Origin of the sequence: Sphingobacterium chuzhouense (assembly GCF_014692525.1) — a bacterium.
Lineage (GTDB): Bacteria > Bacteroidota > Bacteroidia > Sphingobacteriales > Sphingobacteriaceae > Sphingobacterium > Sphingobacterium chuzhouense.
On the sequence record NZ_JACNYL010000001.1, the window covers coordinates 1,362,274 to 1,378,198 of the forward strand.

General features: G+C 42.9%; 18 protein-coding genes. 16 read left to right on the forward strand and 2 right to left on the reverse strand.

What is annotated here, in order from left to right; genetic code table 11:
* Window positions 1-196: 196 nt before the first annotated feature.
* The 5 genes from H8B21_RS05185 to H8B21_RS05205 all read left to right on the forward strand — a co-directional run bounded on the left by H8B21_RS05185 (window position 197) and on the right by H8B21_RS05205 (window position 7,077).
* Window positions 197-2,038, forward strand: coding sequence for a glycoside hydrolase family 2 protein (locus tag H8B21_RS05185; protein ID WP_190312687.1), 1,842 nt, complete (start codon window positions 197-199; stop codon window positions 2,036-2,038).
* A gap of 329 nt (window positions 2,039-2,367) precedes the next feature.
* Complete coding sequence (locus tag H8B21_RS05190) at window positions 2,368-4,788, forward strand: TonB-dependent receptor (protein WP_190312688.1); 2,421 nt, start codon at window positions 2,368-2,370, stop codon at window positions 4,786-4,788.
* 32 nt (window positions 4,789-4,820) lie between these two features.
* Window positions 4,821-5,756 carry a DUF4625 domain-containing protein gene (locus tag H8B21_RS05195; protein WP_190312689.1) on the forward strand — a complete coding sequence of 312 codons (936 nt, stop codon included), beginning with the start codon at window positions 4,821-4,823 and terminating at the stop codon, window positions 5,754-5,756.
* Window positions 5,757-5,834: 78 nt separating this feature from the next.
* Window positions 5,835-6,317, forward strand: coding sequence for a DUF4625 domain-containing protein (locus H8B21_RS05200; RefSeq protein ID WP_190312690.1), 483 nt, complete (start codon window positions 5,835-5,837; stop codon window positions 6,315-6,317).
* A 58-nt stretch (window positions 6,318-6,375) separates the two neighbouring features.
* The gene (locus H8B21_RS05205) at window positions 6,376-7,077 is read left to right on the forward strand and encodes a hypothetical protein (RefSeq protein WP_190312691.1); all 702 of its coding nucleotides are present in this window, start codon (window positions 6,376-6,378) and stop codon (window positions 7,075-7,077) included.
* A gap of 88 nt (window positions 7,078-7,165) precedes the next feature.
* On the opposite strand, the gene H8B21_RS05210 is transcribed toward H8B21_RS05205, so the two are convergent.
* The gene (locus tag H8B21_RS05210) at window positions 7,166-7,666 is read right to left on the reverse strand and encodes a hypothetical protein (protein WP_190312692.1); all 501 of its coding nucleotides are present in this window, start codon (window positions 7,664-7,666) and stop codon (window positions 7,166-7,168) included.
* Window positions 7,667-7,765: 99 nt separating this feature from the next.
* On the opposite strand from H8B21_RS05210, the gene H8B21_RS05215 reads away from it, so the two are divergent.
* The 9 genes from H8B21_RS05215 to H8B21_RS05255 all read left to right on the forward strand — a co-directional run bounded on the left by H8B21_RS05215 (window position 7,766) and on the right by H8B21_RS05255 (window position 13,468).
* On the forward strand, window positions 7,766-7,948 hold the full coding sequence (locus tag H8B21_RS05215; protein WP_190312977.1) for a hypothetical protein: 183 nt from the start codon (window positions 7,766-7,768) through the stop codon (window positions 7,946-7,948).
* Window positions 7,949-8,016: 68 nt separating this feature from the next.
* On the forward strand, window positions 8,017-8,505 hold the full coding sequence (locus tag H8B21_RS05220) for a hypothetical protein (protein WP_190312693.1): 489 nt from the start codon (window positions 8,017-8,019) through the stop codon (window positions 8,503-8,505).
* Complete coding sequence (locus H8B21_RS05225; protein WP_190312694.1) at window positions 8,505-9,002, forward strand: hypothetical protein; 498 nt, start codon at window positions 8,505-8,507, stop codon at window positions 9,000-9,002. Before H8B21_RS05220 ends, H8B21_RS05225 begins: the two co-directional genes overlap by 1 nt.
* 6 nt (window positions 9,003-9,008) lie before the next feature.
* The gene (locus tag H8B21_RS05230; RefSeq protein ID WP_190312695.1) at window positions 9,009-10,211 is read left to right on the forward strand and encodes a GTP-binding protein; all 1,203 of its coding nucleotides are present in this window, start codon (window positions 9,009-9,011) and stop codon (window positions 10,209-10,211) included.
* On the forward strand, window positions 10,189-11,160 hold the full coding sequence (locus tag H8B21_RS05235) for an NAD(P)/FAD-dependent oxidoreductase (protein ID WP_223814846.1): 972 nt from the start codon (window positions 10,189-10,191) through the stop codon (window positions 11,158-11,160). Before H8B21_RS05230 ends, H8B21_RS05235 begins: the two co-directional genes overlap by 23 nt.
* A gap of 35 nt (window positions 11,161-11,195) precedes the next feature.
* A complete protein-coding gene (gene folE, locus H8B21_RS05240; RefSeq protein WP_223814847.1) occupies window positions 11,196-11,867 on the forward strand; it encodes a GTP cyclohydrolase I FolE in 672 nt (223 codons plus the stop codon).
* A gap of 6 nt (window positions 11,868-11,873) precedes the next feature.
* Window positions 11,874-12,284: a Fur family transcriptional regulator gene (locus H8B21_RS05245; protein WP_190312696.1), complete on the forward strand. Its 411-nt coding sequence runs from the start codon at window positions 11,874-11,876 to the stop codon at window positions 12,282-12,284.
* Window positions 12,285-12,353: 69 nt separating this feature from the next.
* Entirely contained in the window at window positions 12,354-12,767 is a 414-nt protein-coding gene (locus H8B21_RS05250) for a CobW family GTP-binding protein (RefSeq protein ID WP_190312697.1), read from the forward strand.
* A 2-nt stretch (window positions 12,768-12,769) separates the two neighbouring features.
* The gene (locus H8B21_RS05255; protein ID WP_190312698.1) at window positions 12,770-13,468 is read left to right on the forward strand and encodes a hypothetical protein; all 699 of its coding nucleotides are present in this window, start codon (window positions 12,770-12,772) and stop codon (window positions 13,466-13,468) included.
* 127 nt (window positions 13,469-13,595) lie between these two features.
* Here H8B21_RS05255 and H8B21_RS05260 read toward each other — a convergent pair whose 3' ends face one another.
* Window positions 13,596-14,252 carry a metal-dependent transcriptional regulator gene (locus tag H8B21_RS05260; protein WP_190312699.1) on the reverse strand — a complete coding sequence of 219 codons (657 nt, stop codon included), beginning with the start codon at window positions 14,250-14,252 and terminating at the stop codon, window positions 13,596-13,598.
* 389 nt (window positions 14,253-14,641) lie between these two features.
* Here H8B21_RS05260 and H8B21_RS05265 point away from each other — a divergent pair, with 389 nt between their 5' ends.
* The gene (locus H8B21_RS05265; protein WP_190312700.1) at window positions 14,642-15,460 is read left to right on the forward strand and encodes a ZIP family metal transporter; all 819 of its coding nucleotides are present in this window, start codon (window positions 14,642-14,644) and stop codon (window positions 15,458-15,460) included.
* Between the two features lie 27 nt (window positions 15,461-15,487).
* Window positions 15,488-15,913: a tetratricopeptide repeat protein gene (locus H8B21_RS05270; RefSeq protein WP_190312701.1), complete on the forward strand. Its 426-nt coding sequence runs from the start codon at window positions 15,488-15,490 to the stop codon at window positions 15,911-15,913.
* Window positions 15,914-15,925: the final 12 nt, after the last annotated feature.

Genomic DNA, 15,925 nt, shown 5'->3' on the forward strand with positions numbered 1-15,925 from the left:
TGACTCGTAAATATTTCATAATATGAATTTATATAAGGATATTGCTACTCACAAACTTAAATAAAGTTATGTACAAATACCAATAAGCTTATTCTGAGACGAATTTGCTATAAAATGATAACATTTGAAAAGCTTTTCCAAATTACTTAACTTATTTTTGAAGTATAATCAATCGAAGTAAACTAAAACTATAAATATGATAAAACAGTTTGTTGTAATTGTCTTTTTTCTAGCAATCAATTTAACACATGTCTTTTCCCAACATTGGAAACCAGCAGGAAATAAGATATTGACCGAGTGGGGAGAGAATCTAAATCCTAAGAACCCACACCCTGAATACCCCCGTCCACAGCTGGTCCGTAAAAACAACTGGCAGAACTTAAATGGAACATGGAAATATACGATAACTCCTAAAGAACAAACCGAACTGCCGAATAGCTGGGACGGCGATATATTGGTGCCCTTTGCTATAGAATCGGCATTATCTGGTGTAGGAAAACGTGTGAGCCAAAACGATGCCCTTTGGTACAACAACGATATCGTTCTTGACCTAAAAACAGACAAAAATAATTTGATTATTCATTTTGGAGCGGTGGATTGGCGATGTGATTTATATGTAAACGGCAAACATGTCGGTCAGCATGAAGGTGGTTTTAATCCTTTTTCATTCGATATTACCTCTTTTCTAAAAAAAGGAAAAAAACAGAATATTGCGCTTCGGGTTTGGGATCCGACAAGCGATGGTCCACAACCACGCGGAAAACAGATCAATAATCCACACGGAATATGGTATACACCTGTAACTGGCATATGGCAAACTGTTTGGATGGAATCTGTTCCAAAAACTTATATTGTTCGCACAAAACATACCCCTGATGTAGACGCTAAAGTGCTACATTTTGAAGCACAGGTGGAACAAGCACAACCGGGCGATAAGGTTCTCATAGAAGCGTATGACGGTGATAAGAAAATCAGCGAAACAAGTACCCCTGTTAGCGCTGCTGTCAAATTAGCAGTTCCAGAAGCTATCTTGTGGTCTCCGGACAGCCCAAAGCTTTATGACCTGAATATTAAGATACTGCGTAATGGTAAAATAATCGATGAAGCTAAAAGTTATTTTGCTATGCGAAAAATTACCATGAAACCGGATGAAAAAGGCATTCAGCGGATGTATTTGAACGATGAATTTGTTTTTCATTACGGTCCTTTAGATCAAGGTTGGTGGCCAGATGGCTTGCATACAGCTCCTTCTGACGAAGCCCTAAAGTTCGATATTATCAAAACAAAGGAAATGGGCTTTAATATGATTCGAAAACATATTAAGGTTGAGCCTGCTAATTGGTACCGCTATTGTGATAGTATCGGTATACTGGTGTGGCAGGATATGCCCAGCGGAGACCTTGAAGGTAATGCTTGGGATATGCATCCTGGAAAAATATCTGGAGGGTTACACGATAAGGTACGAACCCCGGAATCCGAAGCTATTTTTCGTAAAGAATGGAAAGCTATCATGGATGCACTTCACAACTATCCAAGTATAGTTGTATGGGTTCCTTTTAATGAAGCTTGGGGACAATTTAAAACCAGAGAGGTCACCGATTGGACTATCCAATATGACCCTTCACGTATCGTCAATAGTGCCAGCGGTGGTAATTTTATTTACACAGGTCATATGTTGGACATCCATAACTATCCAGATGCAGTTATGCCTGATCCGAAACTCTTTGGTAAGGACTATATATTAGCGTTAGGAGAATTCGGTGGGTTGGGGCTTCCTATTGAGGGACACACCTGGCAACAAAAAGACAACTGGGGCTATCAATCTTTCAAAAATAAACAGGAGTTGAAACAAAGGTACGAAGAGGTGATCAGTAACCTTGCTAAACTTATACCCCTTGGCCTTTCCGCTGGTGTATATACGCAAACGACGGATGTAGAAATTGAAACCAATGGACTCATGACCTATGATCGTAAAATTATCAAGATTCCAGAAGCAGATTTGAAAAATATACATCAGAAACTGTATAACTACAAATAGAATATTCTTCTAAACTATATTGTCCAATTGTTCGGCTTATGATATATTTTGACAGAGGTATACCATAAGCTGAACAAATAAATGCAACAAACTATCTTTCATAAGCTGGGTCATTAGTCCTACCAAACAATTGCACCTGCTCCCGATATACTGCCTGCCCCTTCCAGAGATGCGTAACTGCACACAATGATTTTCTAACTCAATTATTTCTCAGTACAGTTTTTAGTGCACACTATTAAACGCAATAAAATTGCGTTTAATAGATTAATCTACTATATTTGCATCTTTGTTGCGTCTATATGTTTCTGATGCAAAGGAATTGATAATTAATGAAGCGTTTAACTGCCTTGGCCTTTACTATCTTGATAATATCCTTTACATATGCCCAAGACAAAAGATTTACCTTGTCAGGTACCATAGTCGATACACAGGGAAAAGCATTGAGTAATGTATCTATTCGGGTATTGTCAGGAGGGCATACGGTCCAATCGAATGAAGAAGGGAAGTTTTGCATAAAAGATCTTCGACCAAAAATATATGCAATAGCGTTCAGCTATTTAAGTTTTTCATCTATAACTCGAAAAATAGAAATAAAAAACAGTTCAGTTGACCTAGGAAACGTCGTAATGACGAATGCTCATTATACCATAAAGGAAATAGACGTCCTGGGTGAAACCTATCCGACCACACTTACAGGTTTTTTGAACAGGGAGATTGTTGACCAACAGTACATTCACAAGCACTTGGGTGGAAGCTTGATGCAGACCCTTTCCCGTTTACCGGGCATAAGCAATATCGGCATCGGATCCGGTCAATCGAAGCCCCTGATCCGGGGTCTTGGCTTTAACAGGATTGTTGTCGTGGAGAAAGGCATCAAGCATGAAGGCCAGCAGTGGGGTGTTGACCACGGACTGGAGATCGACCAGTTTGCCACGGGAGATATTGAGGTGGTCAAAGGGGCGGCCTCTTTCCTGTACGGCTCAGATGCTATTGGTGGCGTTATCGATATCAAACCGGAAGCTCTACCGGAGAAAGGCACGGTATCTGGTTCTTTTGACCTAATCGGCAAGTCAAACAATGCTCTTTACGGAAGCTCTGCCAATATAAAGGGTCGGATAGAAAACTGGGTGTATGGCGCAAGGGTTACCTACCAGAACTATGGTGATTACAGGGTTCCGACAGACACGGTGCACGTATATGATTATCCTGTCCGGTTAGATAAACAGAAAGCGCGGAATACAGCCGGAAGGGAGTTTAATATTCACGCGAATGCAGGATACGTCACGGATAACTTTCGATCGGTTTTCTATATGAGCCGCAATTCCGCCCAAAGTGGCTTCTTTGCCAATGCCCACGGCCTGGAACCCCGTAGGGTAGACACAGACCTGCACGATGCCTCTTCCAGAGATTTCCAGATGCCTTATCAAGAAGTAAAACACCTAAAGGTTATTAACAGGAGCTCGTTATCTGTCGGAATACACCATCTGGAAATGGAGGCCGGTTTCCAGCATAATTTCCGGCAGGAATACAGTATGTATGTAAACCATGGGTATATGCCGCCTATTTATCCCGATACCATGAAGACACCATCTGATCTGGAACGGCAATATGATAAAAGAGTCTATTCACTGAATGTCCGTGACAGGTTTTCTGTTGGACAGCATACTTTTGTCGCCGGCTTCAACGGTGAGTACCAAAATAACGCTATAGACGGATGGAGTTTTCTGATACCCGGTTTTCGTCAATACACAGGCGGTGCATTTCTATATGACAGGTACAGACTGAATGAAAGGGTATTATTGCATGGCGCCTTGCGTTATGACCACAGCCATATTGAAACCGTGCGCTATACGGACTGGTTCCCTTCGGTAGTTTCCGAGGAGAACCGCGTTACAGAAACCGAGCATCTTGTCCGGGCAGACAATCTGCGACGGTCATTCAACAGCCTGGTCTGGTCAGTGGGATCCAGCTACCATGTCGGCGATTTCTCGTTGAACACAAACTTAGGTAAAAGTTTCCGTGTGCCGATTGCAAAGGAACTGGCTGCAAACGGTGTAAACTACCATTATTTCAGTTATGAGAAAGGAGATCCTACGCTCTCCCCAGAACAATCGTACCAGCTGGATATCGGAATCCAATACAGCCGGAACAGGTTTAGCTTTGGACTGCATCCTTTCTATAACTATTTCAGCAACTACATCTACCTGAACCCTACGCCTCGTCACGACCATTTTTATGGCTCAGGAAACCAGGTTTTTGAATATACGCAAAGTAAAGTACGGCGTTATGGTGGAGAACTGAAAGTAAATTACCGGTTATCGGAAAGCTTCCGTACCGAACTGCTTGCCGAATATGTCAAAGCCAAACAGCTTTCGGGCAGTAAAAAAGGATATACATTACCTTTCTCTCCACCTCCTTCGGTTTTAACCAACCTCAGCTGGCAACCGAGAGATACAGGGATTTTAAAGGACACTTATCTATCCATTGACTTGCATCTATTTGCCGCACAGAATGAGATCGTCCCTCCTGAAAAGAAAACTCCGGGATACGGTCTGGTAAACATCCAGACGGGTCATTCCCTTTTTATCGGCTGTCAGCCCGTAACCATAAATCTACAGGTGCAGAACCTCTTCGATAAAAAATACATGGACCATACCAGCTTTTATAGGTTGATCGAAATGCCGGAGATGGGTAGAAATATCGTGCTGACGCTTTCCTTGCCCTTAACAATTAAGAATACAGATAATTAGGCCCTTTTAAAGATAAAATTAATACGACAAAAATGAAAAACTGTAAAACGCTATTATTATTTATTGGTTTTCTGACGGCTGTCTTCACAGGATGTGACAAAGAAAGAGAGCCCGAACCAGAACTAACTAAACCTACTATCAGCGAGGTTGAAATAGGATTGGGTAACAACGAGATAGGTGTAATCGGGAAAGATTTTCACTTTAATGCCGAGGTACTTGCCGGCGACAAGATTGAAAATGTGCAGGTAAAGATCGTACCACAAAGCGATGAAACCTATGAAAAGGCATGGGAATTTGAGGTTACCTGGGAACAGTATAGAGGTGCCAAGAACGCGACTGTCCACAAGCATTTCGATATTCCGGAGGAGGCTGCTGAAGGCAAGTATGATTTTTTGATCATTGTCAATGACCAAAACGGAACGATGCTCGAAGAAAAGAGAGAAATAAACATTTACAAGGCCGAAAATCTGCCGGTTAATCCTACATTATCATTGCTGACTATAAACAATAACGGAACGTTCTTCTACCGGAACGGGGAATTTACGGTAGACCCCGCCAAGGTATCCAAAGATGATAAATTCAGTGCGCAGGCGACAATCGACGGCGTTAAAGGTGACGGCCAAATGTACCTGCTCCTGATCAACAAAAAGCTGCAACACAGGCCGGAAAGCATCGACCAGATAGATTTTGAAAAAGCGATCGTGTTAGATGTTTATGAACACAAAGACTGGGAAGAGGGCGGAAGTTTTTCCAATGCAGTTTTTGACGAGAACACGTTTACCTGGGTGCGCAGGATATCTCAACTGGATATCGGAGCCGCCAACGACAATAATGCCTTGGAAGCAAATCCTATCGACGGCGCAAAATCCTGGGAATCGGGCACATACTATTTCGGTGTGCTGTACAAAAATACAACCTATAATATGAGCTACTTTGAGTACCTCGAATTTGGGGTGGACGGTTTTTAGAAAACAAAAATATACAAGTGTATTCTTTATCCAGTTTTTGGAAGACGAAGGCAACATAAGCAAGTAATACTAATGATCATGACTAAATACAACAGATTTCCGATCTCGATTTTCTTACTCCTGGCGCTTTTTATTTCCGGATGTGAAAAGGGGAAAGAAGATATCATCGATGACGTACCTCCCGAAATACATATTGATTTCGGGGAGGCTTTCCCCATCCAATGCAGTACGCTGAAAAAGGGAGAGAAATTTGCCTTTAGAGCAAGGTTCAGTGACAACACGGAACTGGGAACCTATAGCCTGGATATCCACCATAATTTTGACCATCATAGCCATACTACGGAATTTGAGGAGTGTAACCTACAACCGAAAAAAGATCCCTTAAAGCCCTTTTTATTTATCAGATCCTATGATATTCCGAAAGGACAGAAGAGTTACGAGGCCGTGCAGGAGATAGAGATACCTTCGGACATCGATGCAGGGGATTACCATTTTATGATCATGGTAACGGATGCCACGGGCTGGAGCAAAATGATCGGACTCAGTATTAAAATCGAATAAATAAACAAAGACGAACTAGAAAAATTTAATAACAAAAATGTATAATATGAAAACAAAAATGACAAACAAATTTGGAATAGCCGTGATGCTATTAGGTTTTACTGTATTAGGATTCTCGTCGTGTAGCGATGATAAAGATATTCCTGATCCTGTAAAAGAAGGCATTCAGAAATCAACGCTTACGCTGACAGAAGTTTCGGGTGAGGCCGTACACGCCCATGGAGACCATTTTCACGGACTGGACGAAGGGACAGAAGGTGAGACTATTGTTATAGAGTTTGATGAGAACGGCATTGCTACCAAAAACGGACACCTTCATCTTGAAGCGGATGCTGTTTATAAAATAGAACTGAAGGCCTGGGACTATGAAGGCAAGGAAGTACAAAACAGTTTTATCGCAGACAAGGCTACAGCTGACAACTATAAAGCTTTCTTGATCGGAGGCGACTTTAAGCTTAATCCGGATTCGGAAACGGAAGACGGTGCAATCTTCCAGCCCCGTGAGCAAAAGTATGCCGACGGTTCTGCTGTGAACGGAAAGTACGAAACAACCGGAGTGCTAAGCTATTTCACAGTCGGGCATGAAAACGAAGGGCCTACCAAAGAGGTAACCTACGTTTTAAGGAAGCTTAATGACGGGGTAAAAGCCAAAATAGAACGTACCGATTGGAACCGCACAGATTACAGTACCGTTTTCGCCGGGGAAAATGTGCTCCAACTAAAATTTGAAATACATGCTGAGCACGGACATGCCCACTAAGGCCGTATCCGTTTCTTAAAGACGAAGCAAAAATTGTTTAACCCGGGCTGTCTCTAATAAGGGGCGGCCCATGTTGTTTTAACCTGACCTACCCTGCTTCATTTAGGATGACCGCATCTGTTATCCAGATTTCCAAGCGGTCTTTTACCCGCCGGTTCAGAACCGTTTTTCCTTTTATCGTAATAGGCCGGTCTGACATCCGCTCCTTTTTTCCATTGGAAAGGATTATTTCCACCATGGCGGGGATCCCATTCTGTCCACAGAACATACATTGTTGGATCGGAAGTACCGACAACATAAAACTATTATGCCTAAAGCCTGACTTCATGGGAATCATGTAACCCTGCAGCTCCACGGTCTTTCCATCCAGCGCTGCCAATGGTGGAGGAAAATGTGGTGTATAGATCGTTTTCCCGTTCTCTTTGGTCACCTTGTACATCAGCATATCAAACGTCTCCCATACTTTGTTCATCAACGGTTTATGATCTTGGATATGCTGAATTTCAGTAGGGTTCTGTTGCGCCCGCACATGATATGAAAACGATATAATAACGATTAGCGACGTCAGTAGGAATACAAATTTTAGCATGTCTGAATAACTAATGGTTGAAACACAAATATAAATATTTAATGCAACATTATTGCGTTTAAATATTTTATTCTTATTTTTGAATCAAAATGAGAGAACATGAGCATCATTCCGCAAAATTTTGACGACTGGAAAATCTGTATTGAAAAGAAATGTGGTATCCCCTTGACATTGGAATTCGCTAGTAAACGTCTGGCAGTATATGAAGACGAGGGGCTTCCCGAGACCAAGAAATTTATCAAACTGTACGGTAAGGATCATCTGGAGCATATAAAGCAATGATTCCAACAGGTAGTCGTTGAATACGAAATCAAAGGAAATATGTAACAATAAAAAAATAAAGAACCGTAATGGAAATAAAACAATTTAACGAAGAAATGGTCATCGACACCTTACAGCGCTGGTGCGACAATGTAGTGCTTATCGGAAAAGTCCATGCAGAAGGAGGAGACGTTGCCGCAGCAGCAGACAAAGTACTGAGCGACAACTACGATTATGACCATGGTAAAGTTTTATTCAAACCGACTTTAGCTTTTGGCCCACAGACGTTCAGGCCGACTAAAGAAGGGGCATTGGCTTACTTTATCGGTGAAAACAGCAATTTTCCTTATGATAAGGGGTTCAAATTAAAGCCTTGGGTAAAAGTCTGGTTCAACAAACTGGATTACATTTTGCATGGTGATATCGCCATCGTCCAATGCAACGTCCATTTTATCGGCGACGACGACAGCCATATATTTGTCAATAAAAGCTTTGTGTTCAAGATCTGCGATGATGGTAAAATCCGGATCGTCCTGCACCAATCATCATTGCCTTATAGCCCGAACCCGACTGCGTAATGCGAAAGTGTCTATATATGATCTGCCCTACCGACCACCTTGAATCTGTTATAAATTCCAGATTTGAGGGGCATAATTATTTTTATACCACATTGGGCAATAATGTCAAGCTGGATAAAGATACCATTGGGCAGATCGCATTACTTTTAGAAACAAATAGCATTCGTGAAATTACGTTTATTCTCTCTATAGATAATTGTATTTTACTTGATGCGTTGATCAAGCAACATTTCCGTAACATCGGCGGATTGGATGATTTTTATCTCTATCTACAGGAGCGCAAGAAACACATGTTCAATTCTTGGCAACGACATAATCACTATATTATACTATTTTCTTATTACCTGAACCATAAAATAAAAGAGTTAAAAACAGGACTTCGGGGAGTTATTCCCACACAACCTTCGATAAATGGAAAATTGTTTTCAAAGGATTACAACAAATTCAGCCCCATACATTCCGATTTGGTGTGCCTCCATTCCAGCAATTTAAATTAGAGCTTTATGAACATAGAAAAGAAATTACCCGTTACCGTCCTAAGTGGCTTTTTGGGTGCCGGAAAAACATCGTTACTAAACCATGTACTGCATAACAAGCAAGGTAAAAAAGTTGCCGTCATCGTAAACGATATGAGCGAGGTCAATATCGATGCACAGGCGGTCGAACGTGAAAACGTACTGTCTCGTACAGAAGAAAAGCTCGTCGAGATGAGCAATGGGTGTATCTGCTGCACGCTGCGCGAGGATCTGATGGTGGAAGTGGAAAGACTGGTAAAAGAAGACCGGTTCGATTATCTCCTGATCGAAAGCACGGGGATCTCCGAACCCATACCCGTGGCGCAAACATTCAGTTATGTCGACGAAAACAATGGTATCGATCTATCCTCGTTCAGCTATATAGATACAATGGTGACCGTTGTCGACTGTTTCAACTTTTTCCGGGACTTTGGCAGCGCCGAGACGCTCTGGGATAGAGAACTGACAGACGACGATTTGGATAACCGGACGATCGTCAACCTGTTGACCGATCAGATCGAGTTTGCAAACGTAATCCTTCTTAACAAGGCGGATCTGGTATCGGACGAAACACTTGGCGTATTGGAAGCGGCCATTCACAAACTCAATCCGGGCGCCAAAATTATCCGCACGCAATTTGGCCAGGTAGACCCAAAGGACATCATGGGAACCGGTTCATTTGATTTTGAGGAAGCCTCTGCCTCAGCAGGCTGGATAAGGGAGCTGGAAACAGAGCATACGCCGGAAACAGAAGAATACGGTATATCTTCGTTTGTTTTCCGGTCACAACGGCCGTTCCATCCTCAGCGCCTGCACAGATACCTTAATGAGGACTATCCGCATAGTATTATCCGTGCCAAAGGGCTGTTCTGGATGGCTTCACGCCCTGATATAGCTATCAGCTTCAGCCAAGCTGGCGGTAGCGTAAGATTGGAGAGCGCCGGCTCCTGGTGGAGCAGCATGCCCGAAGAAATGCGCTACCAATATCCCGTCTATGCAGAGATCAGGAGTGACTTGTTGAAACGGTGGCATCCTGAGTGGGAGGATAGAAAAAATGAACTGGTCTTTATCGGTCAAAACATCGATAAAGAGAAATGTATAGCTGAGCTCGAGGCCTGTCTATTGACCGAGGAGGAAGCGGACGACTGGCGTTTTACGTGGTGGAAAGATGAATTTCCAAAGAACATTTAAAATGAACTTCCCTTTTGGTGGACATGATAAAAGAAAGAATATGGAAGAAAAAACACATTTTGATGTTATTATCATTGGCGGCAGCTATGCCGGTCTCTCAGCCGCAATGGCGTTGGGGCGCTCGTTGCGCGATGTGCTGATCATAGACAATGGTCAGCCCTGCAACCGCTTCACGCCGCATTCCCACAATTTCATTACCCACGATGGAGCCATTCCTGCAGATATTACGGACAAAGCGAAGACACAAGTTATGGCTTATCCGACCGTAAGATTCTGCAAGGGGCATGCTGTCAGTGCTTCTGCCCAGGCGGGCGGCTACAGCGTCCTGATAGAAGGCGGTGCATTGTACAGCGGGCGCAAACTGATACTTGCCACCGGTGTACGGGACGTTCTGCCGGATATCCAAGGCTTTGCCGAAAGCTGGGGAAAGACGCTCATACACTGTCCCTATTGCCACGGCTATGAGGTCAGAGATAAAAAAACAGGCATCATGGCCAGCGGAGAACGGGGCTTCCATATCGCCTCACTGGTCAATAACCTCACGGAAGAACTGACCATACTGACCAATGGAAATGATGATTTTTCTAAAGAGCAGATCGCCAAGTTACAGAAGCACAATATCGGCATTGAACAGGAAAAAGTGGTGTCTATCTTACAGAAAAACGGTGAGATCAAGGGCGTCGTCCTTGCCGATGCCCGCTTTCTGTCATTTGAGGTAATGTATGCCGCCCCTCTTTTTGAACAGCATTCGGATATATATAGAGACCTAGGCTGTGAACGGACAGAAATGGGACATATCAAGGTGGATCAGTTTCAGCAGACTACCGTAAACGGTGTATTTGCCTGCGGAGATTGTTCAGGAATGCTACGTTCGGTCGCGTATGCGGTGGCAACGGGTAATATTGCCGGAGCTATGGTCAACCACCAGCTGGTACAGGAAGATTTTTAATAAAATGGAAGGGAGAAGAATATGAAGCAGTTATTATGATGAACTTTGAAACAACAACACCATTGCTTACGGCAGAGGAGATCGGCGACTCCCATATGATGACATCTGTGGATACGCCGGTACGGCAGGATGCTTTTGAACGATCGGACGAAGAAAAGATCGAACGGATAGCGGGACTGTTCCGCGGTATCATGGAAGAGCTGGGGCTCAACCTTGACGATGACAGTCTAAACGGCACCCCGTACCGCGTGGCTAAGATGTATATCAAAGAATTGTTTGATGGCCTTGACCCCAAAAATAAACCTAAGTTGTCAACTTTCGACAATAAATACGGGTACAGAAAGATGTTGGTGGAAAAGGATATACGTGTATCTTCGGCATGTGAGCACCATTTTTTGCCGATCGTGGGTCGGGCACATATTGCTTATATAGCAGAAAGCAAGGTCATCGGCCTCTCCAAGATCAACCGTATCGTGGAGTACTATTCCCACCGACCACAGGTGCAGGAGCGTCTTACTCTTCAGATCTACCATGCCCTCCGATCGGCGCTGGGTACGGACAGCATCATTGTGGTAATAGATGCGGAACATCTCTGCGTGTCGGCCCGTGGTGTAAAAGACGAGAATAGCCGGACGACAACGCTCGAATACGGGGGCGCGTTCGCTAAGGAGGATTATAGAAAAGAATTTTTTGACATCATAAAGTAGGTTCTTATGACCGATATGGTGGACATATTGAAAAAACACGGCGTCAGACCGACAAAGTTACGGGTCAGAATTCTCGAGGTACTCATCTCATCCGGAAAATCCTTTTCCTTTACCGAAATGCACAAGCATTTTGATGAAAAACAGGACAGGGTCACGATCTACCGCACTTTCAACGTGTTCTACGACAATCAGCTAATCCAAAAAGTCGTCGATGTGGACGGTATTGTTAGGTTTTATTATTGCCGAGAACAGATCAGTCTTTGTCCGTCCTTTCGGTGCCGTGAATGTGGAAGAATTACGACTCTGAGTCCTTTACCGGAATATTACAGGACCGAACTCGCAGCCCATGCTATAGACGACGTCCTGCTGCTGTTTTCGGGGATATGTAAAGGATGCAAAGAACACCATGGACATTAGCATGTTACCCCGAGATGTCGGTAAAGGAGTTATTTTTAAGATATGAGGGCTTCGTAAAACAATAAAATAATGCAGGAGAAAGAGATACGTCCGGTAACGGTATTGACCGGTTTTTTAGGATCAGGAAAGACTACTTTTCTCAATACCCTGATGGCAAAAAATCCGGAGAAACGTTATGCTATCATCGAAAACGAAATCGGGGAAATTAATGTAGACGGCAAGCTTGTATCCAATAATTATGACCAGCTCATCGAATTACAGAACGGCTGTCTATGCTGCACGCTGAATGATGATCTTTATGGCGCCTTAGAGATACTACACCAACAGGCCACTAGCTTTGACGAATTAATTATTGAATGTACCGGGCTCACTCTACCGGCGACCATTATCGAGCCCTTTACCGTACATCCTGTTTTTAAAAAATATTTCCCATTAAAAAGAACGATTTGCATGGTCTATATAAACACAGATAAAGCCAGCTAGACATGAAAAATTTATCAAAGTACATTATACCGGCCATGATGCTAATTATGCAGGCCTGTAGCCAGACTCAGCCGAATATCAAGTGGCTGTGGGAACAGACAGACGGTGAGAAACAATTTTTCGTAGGACAGTCCATTCCGCTGAAGGCCAATATATACGGTGGAAAAGGGGTGGATTCCCTGTGGTTACATTTAAAACCTGTTTCCGGAGGCAATTGGGAATATATATATCCGGTACCGTCGGAGCTATTTCACAACAACAATCACTTCAAGTTTGAAAAACAGGTGAGCATTCCGGGTACAGCCCATATCGGAAAATATGAAGTTGGGCTTTTTGCAATACTGAAGGACGGTTCAGAAATCAACAATATAACAGACATCCAGCTGAGTGTGGACGGTTCTTTTCCGTGGATAGCGGATTTGGAAATAGGTCTAAATGGCAGACAAGATGATCTACATCTGGCGGCAGATATTTCCGCTGCCAAACAGGTAGAAAAAATTACTGTTGTTATCGAGGGAATGACGTGGAAGAACAGTTATGAATTCACGGAAAAAAGTATACGGCATAAAGTCGAGGCACACTTCCATGAACATATCGACCTTAAATCAGCTCTGCCCGGCACGTACAAGGTGAAAGTTATCTTGGAGGACCGCGATGGGCGGGTCGCCAAGCAGGAGGGCAGTTTTACAAAAGAAAAGTGATAACGCCGTAATAACCTGTCATGGAACAAGATAAATACAAGGTGATCGAATTCTGTAACCCTAGGATAGAAGAAATACCAACAAAATTGAAGAGAATTAATATTTTCTCTATGATCTTTCTAAATATCTACTCTTTTTCCATAAGTAATTTCTCCGTTACTAGATTGCTTAAGACCTGGGATTTGTCAGTTGACGTTTTTATAACCATACTCTTATCGAAGCTTTCAATCGATTCGACTGTCAATTCCGTTCCTAATTTAAGATTCCTATGGTTAAGGAACTTCAAAAGTTCCTCTGAAGAATCTGCAATTGCTGCAAGTATAACAGTATCTTCCGGGGCACATTCAGCAAGTCTCACCAGTTTTCTAGATTTTATTTTTCCACCCTTGTCAGGTATAGGAGATCCATGGGGGTCGTGCTGTGGGTAGCCCAATAGTTCATCCATTTTATCGAAGAATTCCGGCGATTGTATATGCTCTATCTGTTCAGCGATAATATGAACTTCCTCCCATCCAAAACCCATCTTTTCAACCAGGTACATCTCTGTCAGCCTGTGCTTACGGATAACAAGTGCTGCCAATTTTTTTCCTTCTTCTGTTAGTTTTAAGGGCTTATAACTTTCGTAATGGACAAGCCCTTTCTCTGAAAGCCGTTTCATCATACCATTGACCGTAGGCATTTTGATGGAAAGGTGTTTACTAAGCTCATTGACCGTTATTTCTCCCTGTTCGTCCATAAAGCCGAACATAGCCTTTAGATAGTTTTCCTCCGTGTGCGAAATCATAAGTCAAAAATAGACAAAAGACGAGAAACCCTATGTCCATAAATAAATTTATTTATTAGTGACCACTAATTCATTAAATCAGTATACTAAGTTATTTGTTTACCTAAGTTAAAATTAGTGTGATGGTATCTGACTGACTTACAAAAACCATTATCCGTGGACATTTCGATGCAGAAAGTTAGTGTTAACTAATTTATTTGTTCATTATATTTGTTAGTTCAAACAAACTTATTACTTTTGTATTGTTAAGTTTTATAAAAACAGGATTAACAGTAAAAATGGAATACGCGACAGAACTATTGGAGAACGAAAAAAAATTACTGGAAAGCTTTTGGGATATCGTAAACTGGGATTTTGCAAACAGGAATTTAATCTAAGATAACATCGAAATGCTTGAAACCACCGTCCAATATTTAGAAAGTATCGACCCTGTATGGGCAGCACTGTACGCTACACTTTTTACCTGGCTGATCACGGCCATAGGTGCTGCGCTTGTTTTCTTTTTCAAAGGTATGAATAACAATGTAATGGACGGCATGCTGGGCTTCACCGGTGGTGTCATGGTGGCTGCCAGTATCTGGAGTCTGCTGATCCCCGCCATCGATATGAGCGAAGGGGAGGGATTTGTACAGGTTGTTCCAGCCATTATAGGCTTTCTGATCGGCACAGGGTTTCTTTATGGTATCGATAAGATGCTACCCCACCTCCATGTGAACTTCAAAAAGGTAGAGGGTGTAAAGACTTCCTGGCAGAAGACAACATTGATGATTTTGGCCATTACCCTGCATAATATCCCCGAGGGACTGGCGGTGGGCGTACTCTTTGGCGGAGTGGCTGCCGGTATTCCAGAAGCCAGTATTGGCGGTGCCGTAGCGCTAGCTCTCGGTATCGGACTGCAAAATTTTCCGGAAGGGATTGCAGTGGCCATGCCGTTAAGAAGGATAGGAATGAGCCGTAAGAAGAGCTTTCTGTACGGACAGGCATCTGCCGTAGTGGAACCTATTGCCGGCGTCTTAGGCGCAATGGCCGTGACCACATTCACACCAATATTACCCTATGCACTGGCTTTTGCTGCCGGGGCAATGATATTTGTCGTGATCGAGGAGGTTATCCCTGAAGCGCAGCAGAACAAGGATTCGGATGTGGCCACCATCGGTTTTATCTTCGGGTTTTTGGTCATGATGACACTGGATGTGGCTTTGGGGTAAAAGGAGGGATATAAGAGTAAGACATGTATGAGACATATTGAATCATATTGGGAACAGTTGACGCTATCTTCCAACGAACTTTTTCAGAACAGAAAGTTCAAACAGGCACTGGCAGGATATAAAGAGGCTCTGTACCGGGCGGAGGTCATGAACGATCACCGGGAGGCTTGTTTACGACTGGAAATACCTTATATGCAGCTCTATATCATTTCCTGTAATAACCTATCCAATACCTATATCGAATTGGGACAACTCCCCGAAGCAGAAAATCTATTGAAGCGTGTTATATATTATCTATTACACCTCTCCGGTGACACCGACCTCAACAAGGACGAGATCCTACTAGAGCTCCGGCAGGCCACAGTAGAACTTGTAGTGTTCGGGAAAGAGTACTGCGATCAAAGAACACAGGAATCGACTTTCGAGTTAATTAGAGAAGAAATCATAAAATAGAAAAATATGTGC